Raw genomic sequence first — 17,692 nt, forward strand, 5'->3', positions numbered from 1 at the left:
TACGAATGACGGCAACAGTTCGCCGCTCCCGCGGCGGATAGCAGCAGGACGACATGAAAGGGTGGCAAGGATGGAAGGGCACCCGCCGCTCAGCGGGTGCCCGGGTCAGCCTACTTGTCCACGCTGACGCCGTAGAAGGAGTTCAGTCCGAATGGGCTGATCTTGTAATCCTTCACTTTGGCGCTCATGGGCTGGTAGACGGTGGAGTGAGCGATCGGTGTGATCGGTACCTGCTCCTTGAGGATGTGCTGCGCCTTCTGGTACAGCTCGGTGCGCTTGGCCTGGTCGGAAGTGGCCTTGGCCTGCTTGATCAGGTCGTCGTAGGGCTTGTAGCACCACTTGGAGAAGTTGTTGCCATCCACGGCATCGCAGCCGTAGAGGGTGCCCAGCCAGTTGTCCGGGTCACCGTTGTCACCGCTCCAGCCAATCAGCATGGCGCCCTGTTCGCCGCCTTTGGAGCGTTTGATGTACTCGCCCCATTCGTAGCTGACGATCTTCGCCTTGATACCGATCTTGGCCCAGTCGGACTGGAGCATTTCGGCCATCAGCTTGGCATTGGGGTTGTACGGGCGTTGCACCGGCATGGCCCACAGGGTGATTTCGGTGCCTTCCTTGATGCCAGCTTCCTTGAGCAGTTGCTTGGCTTTTTCGGGGTCGAACGGGGCGTCCTTGATGCTGGTGTCATAGGACCATTGCGTGGGTGGCATGGCATTGACTGCCAGCTGACCGGCACCTTGGTAGACCGACTCGATGATCTTTTTCTTGTCCACGGCCATGTCCAGCGCCTGGCGCACTTTCAACTGGGCCATGGGGTTGGCGTCGTTGCTGCCCTTGATCTTGTCCATCACGTTGTAGGCGATGTAGCCAAGGTTGAAACCGGCCTGGTCAGGCATTTTTAGCTTGGGGTCTTGCTTTAGTGGCTCGATGTCGGCCGGGCGGGGGAACAAAGTGACCTGGCACTCGTTCTTTTTCAGCTTCTGCATGCGCACCGAGGCATCGGTGGTGATGGCAAAGATCAGGTTGTCGATCTTCACGTCATCGGGTTGCCAGTAGTCCTTGTTGCCCTTGAAGCGGATCTGCGCGTCCTTCTGGTACTTGCTGAACACGAACGGGCCAGTGCCGATAGGCTTCTGGTTGATGTCGGCGGCCTTGCCGTCCTTGAGCAGCTGGTCGGCGTATTCGGCGGACTGAATCGAGGCGAAGCTCATGGCCAGGTTCTGGATGAACGCGGCGTCGACTTCGTTGAGTGTGAACTTCACCGTGTGCTCGTCGAGCTTCTCCACTTTGGCGATATTCTTGTCCATGCCCATGTCGGTGAAGTACGGGAACTCGGTGGGGTAGGCCTTGCGGAACGGTTGCTCCTTGTCGAGCATGCGGTTGAAGGTGAACAACACGTCGTCGGCGTTGAACGGGCGGCTGGGCTTGAAGTAGTCGGTGGTATGGAACTTGACCCCTTCGCGCAGGTGGAAGGTGTAGGTCTTGCCGTCGTCGGACACTTCCCATTTGGTCGCCAGGCCCGGGATGACGGCCGTGCCACCACGTTCGAACTGGGTCAGGCGGTTGAACACGGTCTCGGCCGAGGCGTCGAAGTCGGTCCCGGTGGTGTACTGCCCCGGGTCGAAACCGGCCGGGCTGCCCTCGGAGCAGAACACCAGGTTGGACGCGGCCAAGGCCGACGGTGCACCGGTGAGCAAGCCTGCGCCAAGCAGGAACGGAATGACTGCGTGTTTGAGCATGGTGGCCTCATTGTTGTCATTTTTTGGATGAGGTGGCCTCGTGAGCCGACCTGCGGATACTTATGCAGGGGGTGTTCCCAATGCAACAGGAAGAAGGATAGTTGGCGCCGGAAAAGTGGTACGGCCGTACATGGATGTCGCATCGGTATAACTTTCGGCGAAGTTAAACGTTTGCGCGGGCAAAATGATGGCATTTTGCAGGATGTTTCGAGGCGGGAGTATATGTAGGAGGCACCTTAATGGTGCGTAGGAAGCTTCTGAAAATCTGAATTTGACGCGATACCTGGGAGAGCGAGCGCAGCCGCTCCCACAGGTGTTTCGTGAACCCGTTAAGGCATCTGCACTTCGATCAGGCCATCGGCATTCATGCTCACTTCACTGGTGCCTGCTTCGATATCCGGCGCTGGTGCCGCTTCATCAGCCCCCATGGCCTTCATCGCCATCGGTGCGCTACGCAGGTACGGGCGTGGGTAGCCGCTGCTGTTGAGGTTCAGGTTGACCACTTTGTAGCCCTTGCCGCCCAGCGCTTCTGTGGCCAGCTGCGCGCGTGCCTTGAAGGCATCGACCGCATCCTTGAGCAGTGCATCTTCGCTGGCCTTGCGCGTGGCCGGGGCGATGGAGAAGTCCATGCCGCCCATTTTCAGCTCTTGCAGCAGGTCGGCGGTCAGCTGGGACAAGGCCGGGAAGTTGGCGCTTTCCAGGCGCAGTTCGGCGCGCTCGCGCCAGCCGGTGATCTTCTGGCCCTTGCTGTCATATACCGGGTAGCTGTTGCGGCTTCCCTGGCTGATCTTCACGTCCTTGACCTGACGCGACTGCTGCACGGCCTTGTTCATGGTTTCGGTGATCTGCTTGGCGAGCTTGCCCGGGTCGCTGTTCTGCGCTTCGCTGTACAAGGTCACGACCATCAGGTCGCGCGCCACTTCCTTGCTGACTTCGGCACGCAGCGATACCTGGTTGAAACGCGGTTCATCGGCCGCCAGCGCCGGCAGGCTGGCGAGCAGGCCGCAAGACAGGATGAAGGCGGTGCCGCGACGTGGGATTTGCATGTGGTACTCCTTGGCAATAAAAGGCGTGGCGTCTGGTTGTCCATTCCACGCATGGCCCATCAGACCGGCAACAGTGTAGTGGGTTCAAAAGTGCCATCATCAACCTGTGACAAAGTGTGGCGCTTTGCCGCATCGCTGCAGCTAGGCGCCAGGCTTCGGTATACTCCAGCCGATTTTCTGGAGCACTCATCAGGAGAGCTCATGCTCGCTGCCGTACAACCGTTGTCCGCTACCCGTCAGAACCTCTGGCGCCTGACCGTCATTCGGGTCCTGGTCCTGGCTGCCCAGGCTGGCTCGGTGGGCGTTGCCTACTGGACCGAACTGCTGCCGTTGCCCTGGCTGTCGCTGGCCGGCACCTTGGCCTTGTCTTCGCTGCTGTGTGCCTTCACGGCCCTGCGCCTGCGCTTGTCGCTGCCCGTCACCGAAATGGAGTATGCCCTGCAGCTGGCTTGTGACCTGCTGATCCACAGCGCCTTGCTGTATTACTCCGGCGGTTCGACCAACCCGTTCGTTTCGTATTACCTGGTGCCGCTGGCGATTGCTGCGGTGACCTTGCCGTGGCTGTATTCGCTGATCCTGTCTGGCATCGCCCTGACGGCCTACAGCCTGCTGCTGGTGCAGTTCTACCCGCTCGAAGGCTTGCCCATGGCGCGGGACAAGATGCAGGTCTACGGCATGTGGCTGAGTATTGCCCTGGCGGCGGCCGTGATCACCTTCTTTGCCGCGCGCATGGCCGAAGAGCTGCGCCGCCAGGAGCAGCTGCGTTCCGAACGGCGTGAAGAAAGCCTGCGCGACGAGCAGTTGCTGGCCGTGGCCACCCAGGCTGCCGGTGCCGCCCATGAGCTGGGTACGCCGCTGGCGACCATGAGCGTGCTGATCAACGAAATGCGCCAGGACCATACCGACCCGCTGTTGCAGGAGGACCTGCAGATCCTCCAGGACCAGGTAAAGCTGTGCAAGGAAACCTTGCAACAGCTGGTGCGCGCTGCCGAAGCCAACCGACGCCTGGCGATCGTCGAGCAGGATGTGACTGCATGGCTGGACGAAGCGCTGAACCGCTGGCACCTGATGCGCCCGGAAGCCAGTTACCGCTTCCAGCGTCTGCGCGACGGCAAGGTGCCTCGGTTGACACCGCCACCGGACCTTACCCAGGCGCTGCTGAACCTGTTGAACAATGCTGCCGATGCCTGCCCCGATGACCTGGAAGTGCGCCTTGACTGGGACGCCCAGGACATCGTCATCAGCATCCGCGACCACGGCCCCGGCGTGCCGCCGGCCATTGCCGAAGCCATCGGCAAACCCTTCATTACCACCAAGGGCAAAGGCTTCGGCCTGGGCCTGTTCTTGAGCAAGGCCAGCGTGACCCGTGCGGGCGGTTCGGTAAAACTCTATAGTCATGAACAGGGTGGCACCCTGACCGAACTGCGCCTGCCCTATGGCAAGCGAGGAGATGAATGATGAGCGAAGAAAACCAGGTCGAAAGCGAAGAGCTGCCGCACCTGCTGCTGGTGGATGACGATGCCACCTTCACCCGGGTCATGGCCCGGGCCATGAGCCGTCGCGGTTTCCGCGTGAGCACTGCCAGTTCTGCCGAGGAAGGCTTGATCCTGGCTCAGCAGGACCTGCCGGACTACGCCACGCTGGACCTGAAGATGGACGGCGACTCGGGCCTGGTGCTGCTGCCCAAGCTGCTTGAGCTGGACCCAGAAATGCGCGTGGTGATCCTGACCGGCTATTCGAGCATTGCCACTGCGGTGGAGGCGGTCAAGCGCGGTGCCTGCAACTACCTGTGCAAGCCGGCTGACGCCGATGATGTGCTGGCAGCACTGCTGTCGGAGCACACCGACCTGGATACGCTGGTGCCGGAAAACCCGATGTCGGTCGACCGCCTGCAGTGGGAGCACATCCAGCGCGTTCTGAACGAGCACGAGGGCAATATCTCCGCCACCGCGCGGGCGCTGGGCATGCACCGGCGGACCTTGCAGCGCAAGCTGCAGAAACGGCCGGTTCGGCGCTGATTCTTTGCTCAAAGGGCCGGCTTCTTCGCGGGTTTATCCGCGAAGAAGCCGGCACTGACAGAAATTTATGTATAACACCCCGCGATCCCCGCAAATTCCGGCCGTTGGCGTATTATTAGCCGCCTAATGGCAACCCCCTCCAGGATCGCTTGCGCATGCTCGCCCTTCTTATCCAGACGCTGAACATCACGGCACCGGTTTTCGCCATGCTGTTCATGGGCGTGCTGCTCAAACGCATCCACCTGATCGACGACAACTTCAACCGCGTCGCCTCGCAGCTGGTGTTCAACGTGTGCATGCCGGCGCTGCTGTTCCTCGGTATCTATCACGCCGACCTGGCCGCAGCAGTCAAACCCGGTGTCATGCTGTACTTCATCGCTGCCACCCTGGTCGGCTTCGCCATTGCCTGGGGCCTGGCCATCTGGCGCAGCCCGCTGGCCGACCGGGGCATCTATACCCAGGGCGCATTTCGCGGCAACAACGGCGTGATCGGCTTGGCCCTGGCCGCCAGTTTGTACGGTGACTATGGTATTTCCCTGGGGGCGGTGCTCGCGGGCCTGGTCATCCTCATGTACAACTCGCTGTCGGCGGTGGTGCTGGCGGTGTACAGCCCGGACCTCAAGTCCGACCCATGGAGCATCTGCAAGAGCATTTTCAGCAACCCGTTGATCATCAGCGTGCTGGTGGCTACCCCGATGGCTTACGGCCAGGTGCCGTTGCCCAACTGGCTGCTGACCTCGGGCGACTACCTGGCGCAGATGACCCTGCCGCTGGCGCTGATCTGCATCGGTGGCACCTTGTCGCTGGCGGCGCTGCGTGACTGTGGCCGGCTGGCCATCGATGCCAGCCTGGTGAAGATGGTCTGCTTGCCGTTGCTCGGTACCCTGGGGGCTTGGTTGTGTGGCTTTCGCGGTGCGGAGTTGGGCATCCTGTTCCTCTACATCGGCAGCCCGACCGCTGCGGCCAGCTACGTGATGGCGCGGGCGGCCAATGGTAACCATGAGCTGGCGGCGTCGATCATCGTCATTACCACGCTAATGGCGGCAATCACCACCAACATTGGTATTTTCATCTTGCAGTGGGGCGGATGGATCTAGATCCTTGACTGCAAATAACAGCAACAGCACTGCCTCACTGAGCTAAAGGACACTTCATGCAAGACCAGAGCACGCCCGAGCGGTTACAGCGCGGGCTGAAGAATCGCCATATCCAGCTGATCGCGCTGGGCGGGGCCATCGGTACCGGGTTGTTTCTGGGCATCGCCCAGACCATCCAGCTGGCCGGCCCCTCCGTGCTGCTGGGCTATGCCATCGCCGGCCTGATGGCCTTTCTGATCATGCGCCAGTTGGGCGAAATGGTCGTGGAAGAGCCGGTCGCCGGTAGTTTCAGCCACTTCGCCCACCAGTACTGGAGCGAGTTCGCCGGCTTCGTTTCGGGGTGGAATTACTGGGTGGTGTACGTGCTGGTCGGCATGGCCGAACTGACGGCGGTCGGCATCTACGTGCAGTACTGGTGGCCGGAGTTTCCTACCTGGGCCACCGCGGCGATCTTCTTCGTGGCGATCAACCTGATCAACCTGACCCAGGTGAAGGTCTACGGCGAGATGGAGTTCTGGTTCGCCCTGGTCAAGGTGGTGGCCATCGTCAGCATGATCGGCTTTGGCGCCTGGCTGTTGAGCAGCGGCCATGGCGGCCCGGATGCCAGCGTGGCCAACCTGTGGCAGTACGGCGGCTTCTTCCCTAACGGCGTCAGCGGCTTGGTGATGGCCTTGGCGGTGATCATGTTCTCGTTCGGCGGCCTGGAGCTGGTGGGTATCACCGCCGCCGAAGCCGACAACCCCCGCCAGAGCATCCCCAAAGCCACCAACCAAGTGGTGTACCGCATCCTGATCTTCTACATCGGTGCCCTGGCGGTGCTGTTGTCGCTGTACCCGTGGCAGAAGGTAGTGCAGGGCGGTAGCCCGTTCGTGATGATCTTCCATGAGCTGGACAGCGACCTGGTGGCGACCATCCTCAATATCGTGGTGCTGACGGCTGCGCTGTCGGTGTACAACAGCTGTGTGTACGCCAACAGCCGCATGCTGTTCGGCCTGGCTAGCCAAGGTGATGCGCCGCGCCAGCTGCTGAAGGTAAGCCGCAGCGGTGTACCGCTGACCGCGCTGGGCGTGTCGGCCTTCGCGACCGGCCTGTGCGTGCTGATCAACTACCTGATGCCGGGCGAGGCCTTTGGCTTGCTGATGGCGCTGGCGGTGTCGGCGCTGGTGATCAACTGGGCGAGCATCAGCATTACTCATCTGAAATTCCGCAAGGCCAAGCTGGCTGCCGGCATCATCCCCTTCTACAAAAGCCTGGGGCACCCGCTGACCAACTACCTGTGTCTGGCGTTCATCGTGCTGATATTGGTGGTGATGTACCTGACCCCGCCGATTCGCATCTCGGTGATGCTGATCCCGGCTTGGATTGCCGTACTGTGGGTGGCCTTCAAGCTGAAGAAGGCTCGCCAGGCCAAATAGGCAAGGCAGTACCAGCCTCTTCGCGGGCGTGACCGCGAAGAGGCTGGTACTGGAAAAGGCTGCGTCAGCCTTGGTAGCTGTCGATCACTTCCTGCGCGGCCCTGAAGGCATCAATCGCCGCCGGCACGCCCGCATACACTGCACAATGCAGCAACGCCTCGCGGATTTCCTCGACCGTACAGCCATTGTTCAACGCCCCGCGCACATGCCCCTTGAGCTCCTGCGGGCACTTCAGTGCCGTCAGCGTGGCCAAGGTAATCAGGCTGCGAGTCTTCAGAGGTAATCCGTCACGCGCCCACACACTGCCCCAGGCATGTTCATTGACGAAGTCCTGCAGCGGCTGGGTGAAGTCGGTGGCATTGCCCAGTGCGCGATCGACGAATGCATCGCCCATTACCTGACGGCGAATTTGCTCGCCGGTCTTGTTGCTATCAGCCATGTTGTTTTCCTTAGTGTTGGCGGCGCCAGGCACGTACGGTGGTGTACAGCAACACCATGGCGAGCACCGGCAGTACATAGAACAGCATCAATCGTTCCAGGCGGCCGGCCAGCGGCATGCCCATGGTAAAGGCTGCCACATGCAGGCCATAGACCAGGTACAGGCAAAGAAACACCAGGCCTTCGGCGCGGGTGATGCGGTAGCCGGAATAGAACACTGGCAGGCTCAATAGGGCAACGCCGAGCATTACAGGCAAGTCGAAAGACAGCGCGTTGGGCGAGATCGACAGCGGTTCTGGGGCGATCAGCGCGGTCAGGCCCAGCACGGCCAGCAGGTTGAACAGGTTGCTGCCGATGACCGTGCCCACGGCAATCTCCCGTTCGCCACGCAGGGCGGCAATCAGCGCTGCGGCCAGCTCCGGCAGGGAGGTGCAGACGGCGACGACTGTCAGGCCGATGATGCGCTCGGACAGGCCCAGGTCGGTAGCCACTTCGACGGCGGCTTCCAGCAGTAAGTGGCCCGCCAGGCTCAGCAGGCCAAGGCCGACCAACACCTGCAGCAGCGTGCCTGACCAGAAGCGCCCGGCGCTGGACCTGGCAGCATCCGGGGCGGGGTAAGTGCGTGCATAGTGGCGGGACTGGTGCCAGAGCATTGCCAGGTAACCAGCCAGGCCCAGCAGTAGCAGTGCCCCTTCCACTCGGCCCAGGTGACCGTTGGTGGACAATGCGTACACCAGCCCGCTGGCGATGATCATCAACGGAATGTCCAGGCGCACCAGTTGGCGTGACACGCGCAGCGGGATGATCAGCGCGGCCAGGCCAAGAATGACCAGGATGTTGAAGATGTTGCTGCCGACCACGCTGCCGACCGCCACATCGGGTGCTCCCTGGTAGGCAGCCTGCAGGCTCACGGTCAATTGTGGCGCGGTACTGCCGAACGCCACCAGGCTCAGGCCGATGATCAGTGGGCGCACGTGCAGGCGCTGTGCCAGGCGCAACGCGGCGCGCACCAGTAGCTCGGCGCCGCCGATCAGCAACAGCAGGGCAATGCCCAGTTGCAGCAGGCTAAAGGTGGGAAGGGTGGCCAGGTCGAAAATGGTCGGACTCCTGTCGCGTCAGTCGCTAAGCCCTTGTACTCGCACGCGCGCTGTTCCGCTACGGAGCATGCCGATTTTTTCTGCTGCGGCGCGAGACAAGTCGATCAATCGGCCACGGGTGTGCGGGCCTCGGTCGTTGATGCGTACCACCACGCTGCGCTGGTTGGCCATGTTGGTGACCAGTACGCGGGTACCGAAAGGCAGGCTGCGGTGGGCGGCGGTAAGGCCGTGCTGGTTGAATGGTTCGCCGCTGGCGGTGCGTTTGCCGTGGTGGCGCGAGCCGTAATAGGAAGCGGTGCCCGTCTGGTCGTAACCGCGTGGGTCGATGTCGTGGCTGGCGCAGCCGGCCAGGAAGGAGAAGAGGGCCAGTGTGCCGAGGGATCGTTTTAGCAAGTCAGGTGCTCTCCTAGTGCGGCCATTCGCGGCAACAGCCGCTTCCAAAGCTACGGCGCAGCCCTTGGGCGCGTCGCCGTAGCTTTGGAAGCGGCTGTTGCCGCGAACGAGGGCAAAGCCCTCGCAGCATTACGGGGGTAAAACAATCACCCTTCGAGCTTGGCTTTGAGCAATTGGTTCACCTGCCCCGGGTTGGCCTTGCCTTTGGAAGCTTTCATGGCCTGGCCGACGAAGAAGCCGAACATCTTGCCGCGTTTGGCCTCATCGGCTGCGCGGTACTGTTCGACCTGCTCGGCATTGGCTGCCAGCATTTCGTCGAGCATCTTGTCGATCGCACCGGTGTCGGTAACCTGTTTCAGGCCCTTGCTGTCGATGATGCTGTCGGCATCGCCTTCACCGGCGGCCATGGCCTCGAACACGGTCTTGGCGATTTTGCCGCTGATGGTGTTGTCGCGAATGCGCAGCAGCATGCCGCCCAGTTGCGCGGCGCTGACCGGCGCCTGGTCGATTTCGACACCCAGCTTGTTCAGCAGGCTGCCCAGTTCGACCATGACCCAGTTGGCCGCCAGCTTGGCGTCGCCACCGATCTTCACTACCTCTTCGAAGTAATCTGCCTGTTCGCGGCTGGAGGCCAACACGTTGGCGTCGTATGCCGACAGGCCGTACTGGCTCTGGAAACGCTCGACTTTCTGTGGCGGCAGCTCTGGCAGGCCGGCGCGAATGGTGTCGAGGAAGCTGTCCTCGATCACCACCGGCAGCAGGTCCGGGTCGGGGAAGTAGCGATAGTCGTTGGCTTCCTCCTTGCTGCGCATGGAGCGGGTTTCGTCTTTGTTCGGGTCGTACAGGCGGGTTTCCTGCACCACCTTGCCGCCGTCTTCGATCAAGTCGATCTGGCGTTGGATTTCGCTGTTGATCGCGCGCTCGATGAAGCGGAACGAGTTGACGTTCTTGATCTCGCAGCGGGTGCCGAACTCGGTCTGGCCTTTCGGGCGGATCGACACGTTGCAGTCGCAACGCAGCGAACCTTCGGCCATGTTGCCATCGCAGATGCCCAGGTAACGTACCAGCGCGTGGATCGCCTTGACGTAAGCCACGGCTTCCTTGGCGCTGCGCATGTCAGGCTCGGAGACGATTTCCAGCAGTGGCGTGCCGGCACGGTTCAAGTCGATGCCGGTGGAGCCGCTGAAGTCTTCGTGCAGGCTCTTGCCGGCGTCTTCTTCCAGGTGCGCACGGGTTACGCCGATGCGCTTGATGGTGCCGTCTTCCAGGGCGATGTCCAGGTGGCCCTTGCCGACGATCGGCAGGTCCATCTGGCTGATCTGGTAGCCCTTGGGCAGGTCCGGGTAGAAGTAGTTCTTGCGCGCGAACACGTTGCGCTTGCCGATTTCGGCGTCGATGGCCAGGCCGAACATGCACGCCATGCGCACGGCTTCCTGGTTCAGCACCGGCAGTACACCGGGCATGCCCAGGTCAACCAGGCTGGCCTGGGTGTTCGGCTCGGAGCCAAAGGTGGTGGCGCTGCCGGAGAAAATCTTCGACTGGGTGGCGAGCTGAGTGTGGATTTCCAGCCCGATCACAACTTCCCATTGCATGTGTGAATTCCTCAGAAGCCGTTGGGGGCGCGGGTGTGCCAGTCGGTCACTTGCTGGTAGCGGTGCGCGACGTTGAGCAAGCGGCCTTCCTGGAAGTACGGCGCCAGCAGTTGCACGCCGACTGGCAGGCCGTCGACGAAGCCAGCGGGCATCGACAGGCCCGGCAGGCCCGCCAGGTTGGCGGTGATGGTGTAGACGTCTTCCAGGTAGGCGGCGACCGGGTCGCTGCTCTTGGCGCCGAGCTTCCAGGCCGGGTTTGGCGTGGTCGGGCCGAGGATCAGGTCGACATCGTTGAAGGCGGCCATGAAGTCGTTCTTGATCAGGCGGCGGATTTGCTGCGCCTTCACGTAGTAGGCGTCGTAGTAGCCCGCCGACAGCGCGTAGGTGCCGACCATGATGCGGCGCTGTACTTCAACGCCGAAGCCTTCGCCGCGGGAACGCTTGTACAGGTCGGTGAGGTCTTTGGGCTCTTCGCAGCGGTAGCCGAAGCGCACGCCGTCGAAGCGCGACAGGTTGGAAGAGGCTTCAGCCGGGGCGATCACGTAGTAGGCCGGGATGGCGTGCTGCATGTTCGGCAGGCTGATTTCCTTGACCACCGCACCGAGCTTTTCCAGCTCCTTGACGCTGGCCTGGACCAGTTCGGCGATGCGTGGGTCGAGGCCTGCGCCAAAGTACTCTTTCGGCAGGCCGATGCGCAGGCCCTGCAGCGAAGCGTTCAGGTTGGCGCTGTAGTCCGGCACTGGCTCTTCGATGCTGGTGGAGTCCTTGGCGTCGAAACCGGCCATGCCTTGCAGCAGCAGGGCGCAGTCCTCGGCGGTGCGGGCCAGCGGGCCGCCCTGGTCGAGGCTGGAGGCGTAGGCGATCATGCCCCAGCGCGACACACGACCGTACGTCGGCTTGAGGCCGGTGAGGTTGGTCAGTGCAGCTGGCTGGCGGATCGAGCCGCCGGTGTCGGTACCGGTGGTGGCGGGCAGCAGGCGCGCGGCCACTGCAGCGGCCGAGCCACCGGACGAGCCGCCGGGTACGTGCTCGAGGTTCCACGGGTTCTTCACCGCGCCGTAGTGGCTGGATTCGTTGGCCGAACCCATGGCGAATTCGTCCATGTTGGTCTTGCCCAGGGTGACCATGCCGGCTTCGGCCAGCTTGGCGACCACGGTGGCGTCATACGGCGCCTTGAAGTTGTCGAGCATCTTCGAGCCGCAGCTGGTGCGTACGCCGTTGGTGCAGAACAGGTCTTTGTGGGCGATCGGCGCCCCCAGCAGCGCGCCGGTTTCGCCAGCGGCGCGACGGGCGTCGGCGGCACGTGCCTGGCCCAGGGCCAGGTCTTCGGTGACGCTGATGAAGCTGTTGATCTGCGGGTCGAGCTGTTTGATGCGCGCCAGCAGCGCGCGGGTCAGCTCTTCGGAAGAAAACGATTTGTCGGCGAGTCCGCGGGCGATCTCGGCCAGGGTAAATTGATGCATGGCAGGTTCTATCCCTTACTCGATGACTTTGGGAACCAGGTACAGACCGCTTTCGGTCGACGGTGCGATCGCCTGGTAGGCGTCGCGCTGGTTGCTTTCGGTGACCTGGTCAGGGCGCAGGCGCTGGCTGGCCTCCAGCGGGTGGGCCAGTGGCTCGATGCCAGTGGTGTCGACCGCTTGCATCTGGTCTACAAGGCCGAGAATGCTGTTCAGGGCGTCGGTAATGCGTGGCAGTTCGCCATCATTGAGGCCCAGGCGGGCCAGATGGGCGATCTTTTCCACGTCGCAGCGTTCAAGCGCCATGAGGATCTCCAAGGGAAACAAAGAACGGAATTTAGGTCCGTAGTGAGGAACATGTCAGCTTTCTGGCGGTCTAACGGCCGCGAAATTCTGCTGGCGTGCTCGGAAAAACAGCCAATTTAACATATTGGCTCCTTGCCCAAAATCCCTGCCATTGTTAGAGTTTGCCGCACTTTTTTACCCACGCTTTCCCCAGGGTCACTTTCCCATGTTCAAGAAACTGCGTGGCATGTTTTCCAGCGATCTTTCCATCGACCTGGGTACTGCCAACACCCTTATTTACGTGCGTGAGCGCGGTATCGTCCTGAATGAGCCCTCGGTTGTTGCCATCCGTACCCATGGCAACCAGAAAAGCGTCGTCGCCGTCGGTACCGAAGCCAAACGCATGCTGGGCCGTACGCCTGGCAACATTGCTGCCATTCGTCCGATGAAGGACGGCGTCATCGCCGACTTCAGCGTGTGCGAAAAAATGTTGCAATATTTTATCAACAAGGTTCACGAGAACAGCTTCCTGCAGCCAAGCCCACGCGTGCTGATCTGCGTGCCGTGCAAGTCGACCCAGGTCGAGCGCCGCGCCATCCGCGAGTCGGCTTTGGGTGCCGGTGCCCGTGAAGTGTTCCTGATCGAAGAGCCGATGGCTGCTGCCATCGGTGCCGGCCTGCCGGTCGAAGAGGCTCGCGGATCGATGGTCGTCGATATCGGTGGCGGTACCACCGAAATCGCCCTGATCTCGCTGAACGGCGTGGTCTATGCCGAATCCGTGCGCGTTGGCGGCGATCGCTTCGACGAAGCCATCGTCACCTACGTGCGCCGCAACTACGGCAGCCTGATCGGCGAATCCACCGCCGAGCGTATCAAGCAGGAAATCGGTACGGCCTACCCCGGTGGCGAAGTACGTGAAGTCGACGTTCGCGGCCGCAACCTGGCCGAAGGCGTACCGCGTGCCTTCACCCTGAACTCCAACGAAGTGCTCGAAGCGCTGCAAGAGTCGCTGGCGACCATCGTCCAAGCGGTCAAGAGCGCCCTCGAGCAATCGCCGCCGGAGCTGGCTTCGGACATCGCCGAGCGTGGTCTGGTGCTGACCGGTGGTGGTGCGCTGCTGCGTGACCTCGACAAACTGCTGGCCCAGGAAACCGGCCTGCCGGTGATCGTCGCCGAGGACCCGCTGACCTGTGTCGCCCGTGGCGGCGGTCGCGCCCTGGAGATGATGGACAAGCACGCGATGGACTTGCTCTCCAGCGAGTGATCCCACTCGCTGTTCACGAGCGCCCGGTTTACAGGTAGTACGCACAGTGCTACCTGTATGTGCTGGGCTGGCGCCCGTTTGGGGCGCCGTATCCGTCAACCCGCAACCAGGCTGGTGCGTTGTCCCATGTCCAATGACCTCCTGAGTCGTCCACGAGGAACGGCCCATTAAACCGCTTTTCTCCAAGGGCCCTTCGCTGGGCGTTCGCCTGCTCGTTCTGGTGGTGATGTCGGTCGCGTTGATGGTTGTCGACGCGCGCTTCGACGTGCTCAAGCCCGTGCGCAGCCAGATGGGCCTGGTGCTGATGGAATCGTACTGGATCACCGACTTGCCGCAGCGTGCCTGGCAAGGTGTGGCCGGCCAGTTCGGCAGCCGCACCGAGCTGATAGCCGAAAACGAGAAGCTCAAGACCGAAGCCCTGCTGCTGCAGGGGCGCCTGCAGAAGCTGGCGGCCCTGACCGAGCAGAACGTGCGGCTGCGCGAGCTGCTCAATTCCTCGGCCCTGGTCAACGAAAAGGTCGAAGTGGCCGAGCTCATCGGTGTGGACCCCAACCCGTTCACCCACCGCATCCTGATCAACAAGGGGGAGCGTGATGGTGTGTTCCTGGGCCAGCCAGTGCTCGATGCCCGTGGCCTGATGGGCCAAGTGGTCGAGTTGATGCCCTACACCTCGCGGGTGCTGTTGCTGACCGATACCACCCACAGCATTCCGGTGCAGGTCAACCGCAACGGCCTGCGTGCCATCGCCAGCGGCACCGGCAACCCGGAGCGCCTGGAGTTGCGCCATGTGGCCGACACCGCCGACATCAAGGAAGGCGACCTGCTGGTCAGTTCCGGCATGGGGCAGCGCTTCCCGGCCGGTTACCCGGTGGCTACGGTCAACGAAGTGATCCACGACTCCGGCCAGCCATTTGCCATTGTCCGTGCCATCCCCACCGCCGCGCTCAACCGCAGCCGCTATATGCTGCTGGTGTTCAGTGATCGGCGTAGCCCGGAGCAGCGTGCCACCGATGCCGCCATTGCCCAGGAAGAGGCCGACCGCAAGGGCAACGCGCCTGCTGGCCAGCCGGCCGCTACCGGCGAGCAGGCTGCACCTGCCGTGCCAGCCACCCCGGCAGCGCCGGCTACACCGCCCGCGCAGTCAGCAGCCCCAGCTGCTGCACCTGTCACGCCGGCCGCACCCGCTCACACCCGGAGGCAATGATGGCTGCATCACGCCGCAACAATGGCTGGGTCATCTGGCTGACGTTCGCCATCGGCTTGCTGCTCAGCGTTTCGCCCATGCCGCAGTTCATGGAAGTGTTCCGGCCCATGTGGCTGGCATTGCTGGTGTCGTTCTGGACCCTCGCCGTGCCGAACAAGGTCGGCATGACCACCGCGTTTTTGCTGGGCCTGGCCGAGGATGTGCTGTATGGCACCCTGCTGGGGCAGAACGCGCTGATCCTTACCCTCATCACCTTCCTGGTGCTGTCCCTGCAGCAACGCCTGCGCATGTTCCCCATGTGGCAGCAAAGCCTGGTCATCCTGGTGATCTTCGGCATCGCCCAGCTGATTCAGCTATGGCTCAGCGCACTGACCGGCAATCGCCTGCCTACCCTGGCGCTAGTCTGGTCGGCGGTGATCAGTGCCTTGCTCTGGCCGTGGATCAGTTTCGCCCTGCGCGATTTGCGCCGACGTTTGCATATCAATTGACGGCGACGCGCCACTGACAGGGAGATGTCTGCATGAACCCGCTATACCTGGCCTCCGGCTCGCCCCGTCGTCGTGAACTGCTGACCCAGATCGGTGTGCCGTTCAGCGTCATCAGCGCCCCCATCGATGAAACCCCGCTAGCCAACGAAAGCGCACCGGCCTACGTCGAACGCCTGGCTCGGGCCAAGGCTGCGGCCGGCCTGGCCAGTGTCGATGGCCCCGCTGTAGTGCTCGGCGCAGACACTGCCGTGGTGCTCGATGGTCGTATTCTCGGCAAGCCGGAAAACCGCGAAGATGCCTTGGCCATGCTGGCAGACCTTTCAGGCCGTGAGCATCAGGTGCTGACCGCTGTCGCCCTCGATGATGGCCAGCGCGTGCACAGTTTTTGCGTCACCAGCACAGTACGTTTTCGCGCTATCAGCGCCGGTGAAGCGCAGCGCTACTGGGCCAGCGGCGAGCCAGCGGACAAGGCTGGCGGCTACGCCATCCAGGGCCTGGGCGCGGTGTTCGTCACCGACCTTTCCGGCAGCTACTCGGCGGTGGTTGGCTTGCCGCTCAGTGAAACGGCCGACGTGCTTGGCCAGTTCGGCATCGCCTGCTGGCAAGCGCCCGTGCATACGCCAGAGGTAACAAACCCGTAGTAGCCAGCAGTGCATACGCCATCCATCATTACAAAAGACCTTTGACGAGAGCCTGCCATGAGTGAAGAGATCCTGATCAACATCACGCCGATGGAGTCACGTGTGGCGGTGGTGGAAAACGGGGTGCTGCAGGAAGTGCACGTCGAGCGCACCCAGCGCCGTGGCATCGTCGGCAATATCTACAAGGGCAAGGTGGTACGCGTGCTGCCGGGCATGCAGGCGGCCTTCGTCGACATCGGCCTGGAGCGCGCAGCGTTCATCCATGCCTCGGAAATTTCCCAGCGCGAAGGTTCGGCGGTAGAGAACATCACCGCACTGGTACACGAAGGCCAGGCCCTTGTGGTGCAGGTGACCAAGGACCCGATCGGCACCAAGGGTGCACGCCTGACCACTCAGCTGTCGATCCCGTCGCGCTACCTGGTGTACATGCCGCGCAGCAGCCATGTCGGTATTTCGCTGAAAATCGAGGACGAAGCCGAGCGCGAGCGCCTCAAGCAGGTGGTCAGCGATTGCATGGACAGCGAGAACATCAAGGATGCCGGAGGGTTCATCCTGCGCACCGCAGCCGAGGGCGCGCGTGCCGAAGAAATCTTGCAGGACATCCGCTACCTGCGCCGCCTGTGGGAGCAGATTGGCACCCAGATCAAGACCTGCGGCGCACCCACGGTCATCTACGAAGACCTGGGCCTGGCCCTGCGTACCCTGCGTGACCTGGTCAACCCGAAGATCGAAAAGATCCGCATCGACTCGCGGGAAACCTTCCAGAAAACCACGCAGTTCGTCGGCGAGCTGATGCCGGAAATCGCCGACCGCCTCGAACACTACCCAGGCGAGCGGCCTATCTTTGACCTGTACGGCGTCGAAGACGAGATCCAGCGTGCCCTGGAACGCAAGGTGCCGCTGAAGTCCGGCGGCTACCTGGTGGTCGACCCGGCCGAAGCGATGACCACCATCGACGTCAACACCGGGGCGTTCGTGGGCCATCGCAACCTCGAAGAAACCATCTTCAAGACCAACCTCGAAGCCGCCACCGCCATCGCCCGGCAACTGCGCCTGCGCAACATTGGCGGCATCATCATCATCGACTTCATCGACATGGAAGACGAAGAGCACCAGCGTCAGGTGCTGCGTACCCTGGAAAAGCAGCTGGAGCGCGACCACGCCAAGACCAACATCATCGGCATCACCGAGCTGGGCCTGGTGCAGATGACCCGCAAGCGTACGCGGGAAAGCCTGGAGCAGGTGCTGTGCGAGCCGTGCCTGGCCTGCCAGGGGCGCGGCAAGCTGAAGACTCCCGAGACCATCTGTTACGAAATCTTCCGCGAGATCCTGCGCGAGGCCCGTGCCTATCAGGCCGAGGGTTACCGTGTGCTGGCCAACCAGAAGGTGGTCGATCGCCTGCTGGATGAAGAATCGGGCAACGTGGCGGAACTGGAAGCCTTCATCGGCCGAACCATTCGCTTCCAGGTCGAGTCGATGTATTCGCAGGAACAATACGACGTGGTGCTGCTCTGAGGT

Annotated in this window: 17 protein-coding genes; 9 read left to right on the plus strand and 8 right to left on the minus strand. The window is 62.3% G+C overall.

The window, feature by feature from the left end; all coding sequences use genetic code 11:
• Positions 1 to 110: 110 nt before the first annotated feature.
• Positions 111 to 1,736, minus strand: a complete 1,626-nt coding sequence (locus tag ACNQP3_RS04760) for an ABC transporter substrate-binding protein (protein WP_264316849.1) — start codon at positions 1,734 to 1,736, stop codon at positions 111 to 113.
• Positions 1,737 to 2,065: 329 nt separating this feature from the next.
• Positions 2,066 to 2,782, minus strand: coding sequence for an SIMPL domain-containing protein (locus ACNQP3_RS04765; RefSeq protein ID WP_012270631.1), 717 nt, complete (start codon positions 2,780 to 2,782; stop codon positions 2,066 to 2,068).
• 201 nt (positions 2,783 to 2,983) lie between these two features.
• Here ACNQP3_RS04765 and ACNQP3_RS04770 point away from each other — a divergent pair, with 201 nt between their 5' ends.
• From ACNQP3_RS04770 to ACNQP3_RS04785, 4 genes are all read left to right on the plus strand, one after another.
• Positions 2,984 to 4,240, plus strand: coding sequence for an ATP-binding protein (locus ACNQP3_RS04770; protein ID WP_012270632.1), 1,257 nt, complete (start codon positions 2,984 to 2,986; stop codon positions 4,238 to 4,240).
• Positions 4,240 to 4,800, plus strand: a complete 561-nt coding sequence (locus ACNQP3_RS04775; RefSeq protein WP_003255244.1) for a response regulator transcription factor — start codon at positions 4,240 to 4,242, stop codon at positions 4,798 to 4,800. The genes ACNQP3_RS04770 and ACNQP3_RS04775 overlap by 1 nt, the downstream gene beginning before the upstream one ends.
• A gap of 155 nt (positions 4,801 to 4,955) precedes the next feature.
• Positions 4,956 to 5,897, plus strand: coding sequence for an AEC family transporter (locus tag ACNQP3_RS04780; protein WP_012270633.1), 942 nt, complete (start codon positions 4,956 to 4,958; stop codon positions 5,895 to 5,897).
• A 56-nt stretch (positions 5,898 to 5,953) separates the two neighbouring features.
• Positions 5,954 to 7,312 carry an amino acid permease gene (locus ACNQP3_RS04785; RefSeq protein WP_012270634.1) on the plus strand — a complete coding sequence of 453 codons (1,359 nt, stop codon included), beginning with the start codon at positions 5,954 to 5,956 and terminating at the stop codon, positions 7,310 to 7,312.
• 64 nt (positions 7,313 to 7,376) lie between these two features.
• Here ACNQP3_RS04785 and ACNQP3_RS04790 read toward each other — a convergent pair whose 3' ends face one another.
• The 6 genes from ACNQP3_RS04790 to gatC all read right to left on the minus strand — a co-directional run bounded on the left by ACNQP3_RS04790 (position 7,377) and on the right by gatC (position 12,598).
• Positions 7,377 to 7,751 carry a carboxymuconolactone decarboxylase family protein gene (locus ACNQP3_RS04790; protein ID WP_012270635.1) on the minus strand — a complete coding sequence of 125 codons (375 nt, stop codon included), beginning with the start codon at positions 7,749 to 7,751 and terminating at the stop codon, positions 7,377 to 7,379.
• A gap of 10 nt (positions 7,752 to 7,761) precedes the next feature.
• The gene (locus ACNQP3_RS04795) at positions 7,762 to 8,805 is read right to left on the minus strand and encodes a calcium/sodium antiporter (protein WP_041166382.1); all 1,044 of its coding nucleotides are present in this window, start codon (positions 8,803 to 8,805) and stop codon (positions 7,762 to 7,764) included.
• Positions 8,806 to 8,865: 60 nt separating this feature from the next.
• Complete coding sequence (locus ACNQP3_RS04800; RefSeq protein WP_012270637.1) at positions 8,866 to 9,240, minus strand: septal ring lytic transglycosylase RlpA family protein; 375 nt, start codon at positions 9,238 to 9,240, stop codon at positions 8,866 to 8,868.
• Positions 9,241 to 9,386: 146 nt separating this feature from the next.
• The gene (gene gatB / locus ACNQP3_RS04805) at positions 9,387 to 10,832 is read right to left on the minus strand and encodes an Asp-tRNA(Asn)/Glu-tRNA(Gln) amidotransferase subunit GatB (RefSeq protein WP_012270638.1); all 1,446 of its coding nucleotides are present in this window, start codon (positions 10,830 to 10,832) and stop codon (positions 9,387 to 9,389) included.
• 11 nt (positions 10,833 to 10,843) lie between these two features.
• Positions 10,844 to 12,295: an Asp-tRNA(Asn)/Glu-tRNA(Gln) amidotransferase subunit GatA gene (gene gatA, locus ACNQP3_RS04810; RefSeq protein ID WP_060494444.1), complete on the minus strand. Its 1,452-nt coding sequence runs from the start codon at positions 12,293 to 12,295 to the stop codon at positions 10,844 to 10,846.
• Between the two features lie 15 nt (positions 12,296 to 12,310).
• A complete protein-coding gene (gene gatC / locus ACNQP3_RS04815; RefSeq protein ID WP_003255165.1) occupies positions 12,311 to 12,598 on the minus strand; it encodes an Asp-tRNA(Asn)/Glu-tRNA(Gln) amidotransferase subunit GatC in 288 nt (95 codons plus the stop codon).
• Between the two features lie 205 nt (positions 12,599 to 12,803).
• Here gatC and mreB point away from each other — a divergent pair, with 205 nt between their 5' ends.
• From mreB to rng, 5 genes are all read left to right on the plus strand, one after another.
• On the plus strand, positions 12,804 to 13,841 hold the full coding sequence (gene mreB / locus ACNQP3_RS04820) for a rod shape-determining protein MreB (RefSeq protein ID WP_003255163.1): 1,038 nt from the start codon (positions 12,804 to 12,806) through the stop codon (positions 13,839 to 13,841).
• A gap of 226 nt (positions 13,842 to 14,067) precedes the next feature.
• Positions 14,068 to 15,045 carry a rod shape-determining protein MreC gene (gene mreC, locus ACNQP3_RS04825; protein WP_012270640.1) on the plus strand — a complete coding sequence of 326 codons (978 nt, stop codon included), beginning with the start codon at positions 14,068 to 14,070 and terminating at the stop codon, positions 15,043 to 15,045.
• Positions 15,045 to 15,533: a rod shape-determining protein MreD gene (gene mreD / locus ACNQP3_RS04830; protein ID WP_012270641.1), complete on the plus strand. Its 489-nt coding sequence runs from the start codon at positions 15,045 to 15,047 to the stop codon at positions 15,531 to 15,533. Before mreC ends, mreD begins: the two co-directional genes overlap by 1 nt.
• A gap of 32 nt (positions 15,534 to 15,565) precedes the next feature.
• Entirely contained in the window at positions 15,566 to 16,174 is a 609-nt protein-coding gene (locus ACNQP3_RS04835; RefSeq protein WP_264316850.1) for a Maf family protein, read from the plus strand.
• 57 nt (positions 16,175 to 16,231) lie between these two features.
• The gene (gene rng, locus ACNQP3_RS04840; RefSeq protein ID WP_012270643.1) at positions 16,232 to 17,689 is read left to right on the plus strand and encodes a ribonuclease G; all 1,458 of its coding nucleotides are present in this window, start codon (positions 16,232 to 16,234) and stop codon (positions 17,687 to 17,689) included.
• Positions 17,690 to 17,692: the final 3 nt, after the last annotated feature.

It is taken from the genome of Pseudomonas sp. LFS074, assembly GCF_047978165.1.
GTDB lineage: Bacteria > Pseudomonadota > Gammaproteobacteria > Pseudomonadales > Pseudomonadaceae > Aquipseudomonas > Aquipseudomonas putida_P.

Excerpts from the sequence above, each read along its gene's own strand:
- ACNQP3_RS04760 (WP_264316849.1), bottom strand. The coding sequence starts at position 1,736 with ATGCTCAAACACGCAGTCATTCCGTTCCTGCTTGGCGCAGGCTTGCTC.
- ACNQP3_RS04765 (WP_012270631.1), bottom strand. The coding sequence starts at position 2,782 with ATGCAAATCCCACGTCGCGGCACCGCCTTCATCCTGTCTTGCGGCCTG.
- ACNQP3_RS04770 (WP_012270632.1), top strand. The coding sequence starts at position 2,984 with ATGCTCGCTGCCGTACAACCGTTGTCCGCTACCCGTCAGAACCTCTGG.
- ACNQP3_RS04775 (WP_003255244.1), top strand. The coding sequence starts at position 4,240 with ATGAGCGAAGAAAACCAGGTCGAAAGCGAAGAGCTGCCGCACCTGCTG.
- ACNQP3_RS04780 (WP_012270633.1), top strand. The coding sequence starts at position 4,956 with ATGCTCGCCCTTCTTATCCAGACGCTGAACATCACGGCACCGGTTTTC.
- ACNQP3_RS04785 (WP_012270634.1), top strand. The coding sequence starts at position 5,954 with ATGCAAGACCAGAGCACGCCCGAGCGGTTACAGCGCGGGCTGAAGAAT.
- ACNQP3_RS04790 (WP_012270635.1), bottom strand. The coding sequence starts at position 7,751 with ATGGCTGATAGCAACAAGACCGGCGAGCAAATTCGCCGTCAGGTAATG.
- gatB (WP_012270638.1), bottom strand. The coding sequence starts at position 10,832 with ATGCAATGGGAAGTTGTGATCGGGCTGGAAATCCACACTCAGCTCGCC.
- gatA (WP_060494444.1), bottom strand. The coding sequence starts at position 12,295 with ATGCATCAATTTACCCTGGCCGAGATCGCCCGCGGACTCGCCGACAAA.
- gatC (WP_003255165.1), bottom strand. The coding sequence starts at position 12,598 with ATGGCGCTTGAACGCTGCGACGTGGAAAAGATCGCCCATCTGGCCCGC.
- mreB (WP_003255163.1), top strand. The coding sequence starts at position 12,804 with ATGTTCAAGAAACTGCGTGGCATGTTTTCCAGCGATCTTTCCATCGAC.
- mreC (WP_012270640.1), top strand. The coding sequence starts at position 14,068 with ATGTCGGTCGCGTTGATGGTTGTCGACGCGCGCTTCGACGTGCTCAAG.
- mreD (WP_012270641.1), top strand. The coding sequence starts at position 15,045 with ATGGCTGCATCACGCCGCAACAATGGCTGGGTCATCTGGCTGACGTTC.
- ACNQP3_RS04835 (WP_264316850.1), top strand. The coding sequence starts at position 15,566 with ATGAACCCGCTATACCTGGCCTCCGGCTCGCCCCGTCGTCGTGAACTG.
- rng (WP_012270643.1), top strand. The coding sequence starts at position 16,232 with ATGAGTGAAGAGATCCTGATCAACATCACGCCGATGGAGTCACGTGTG.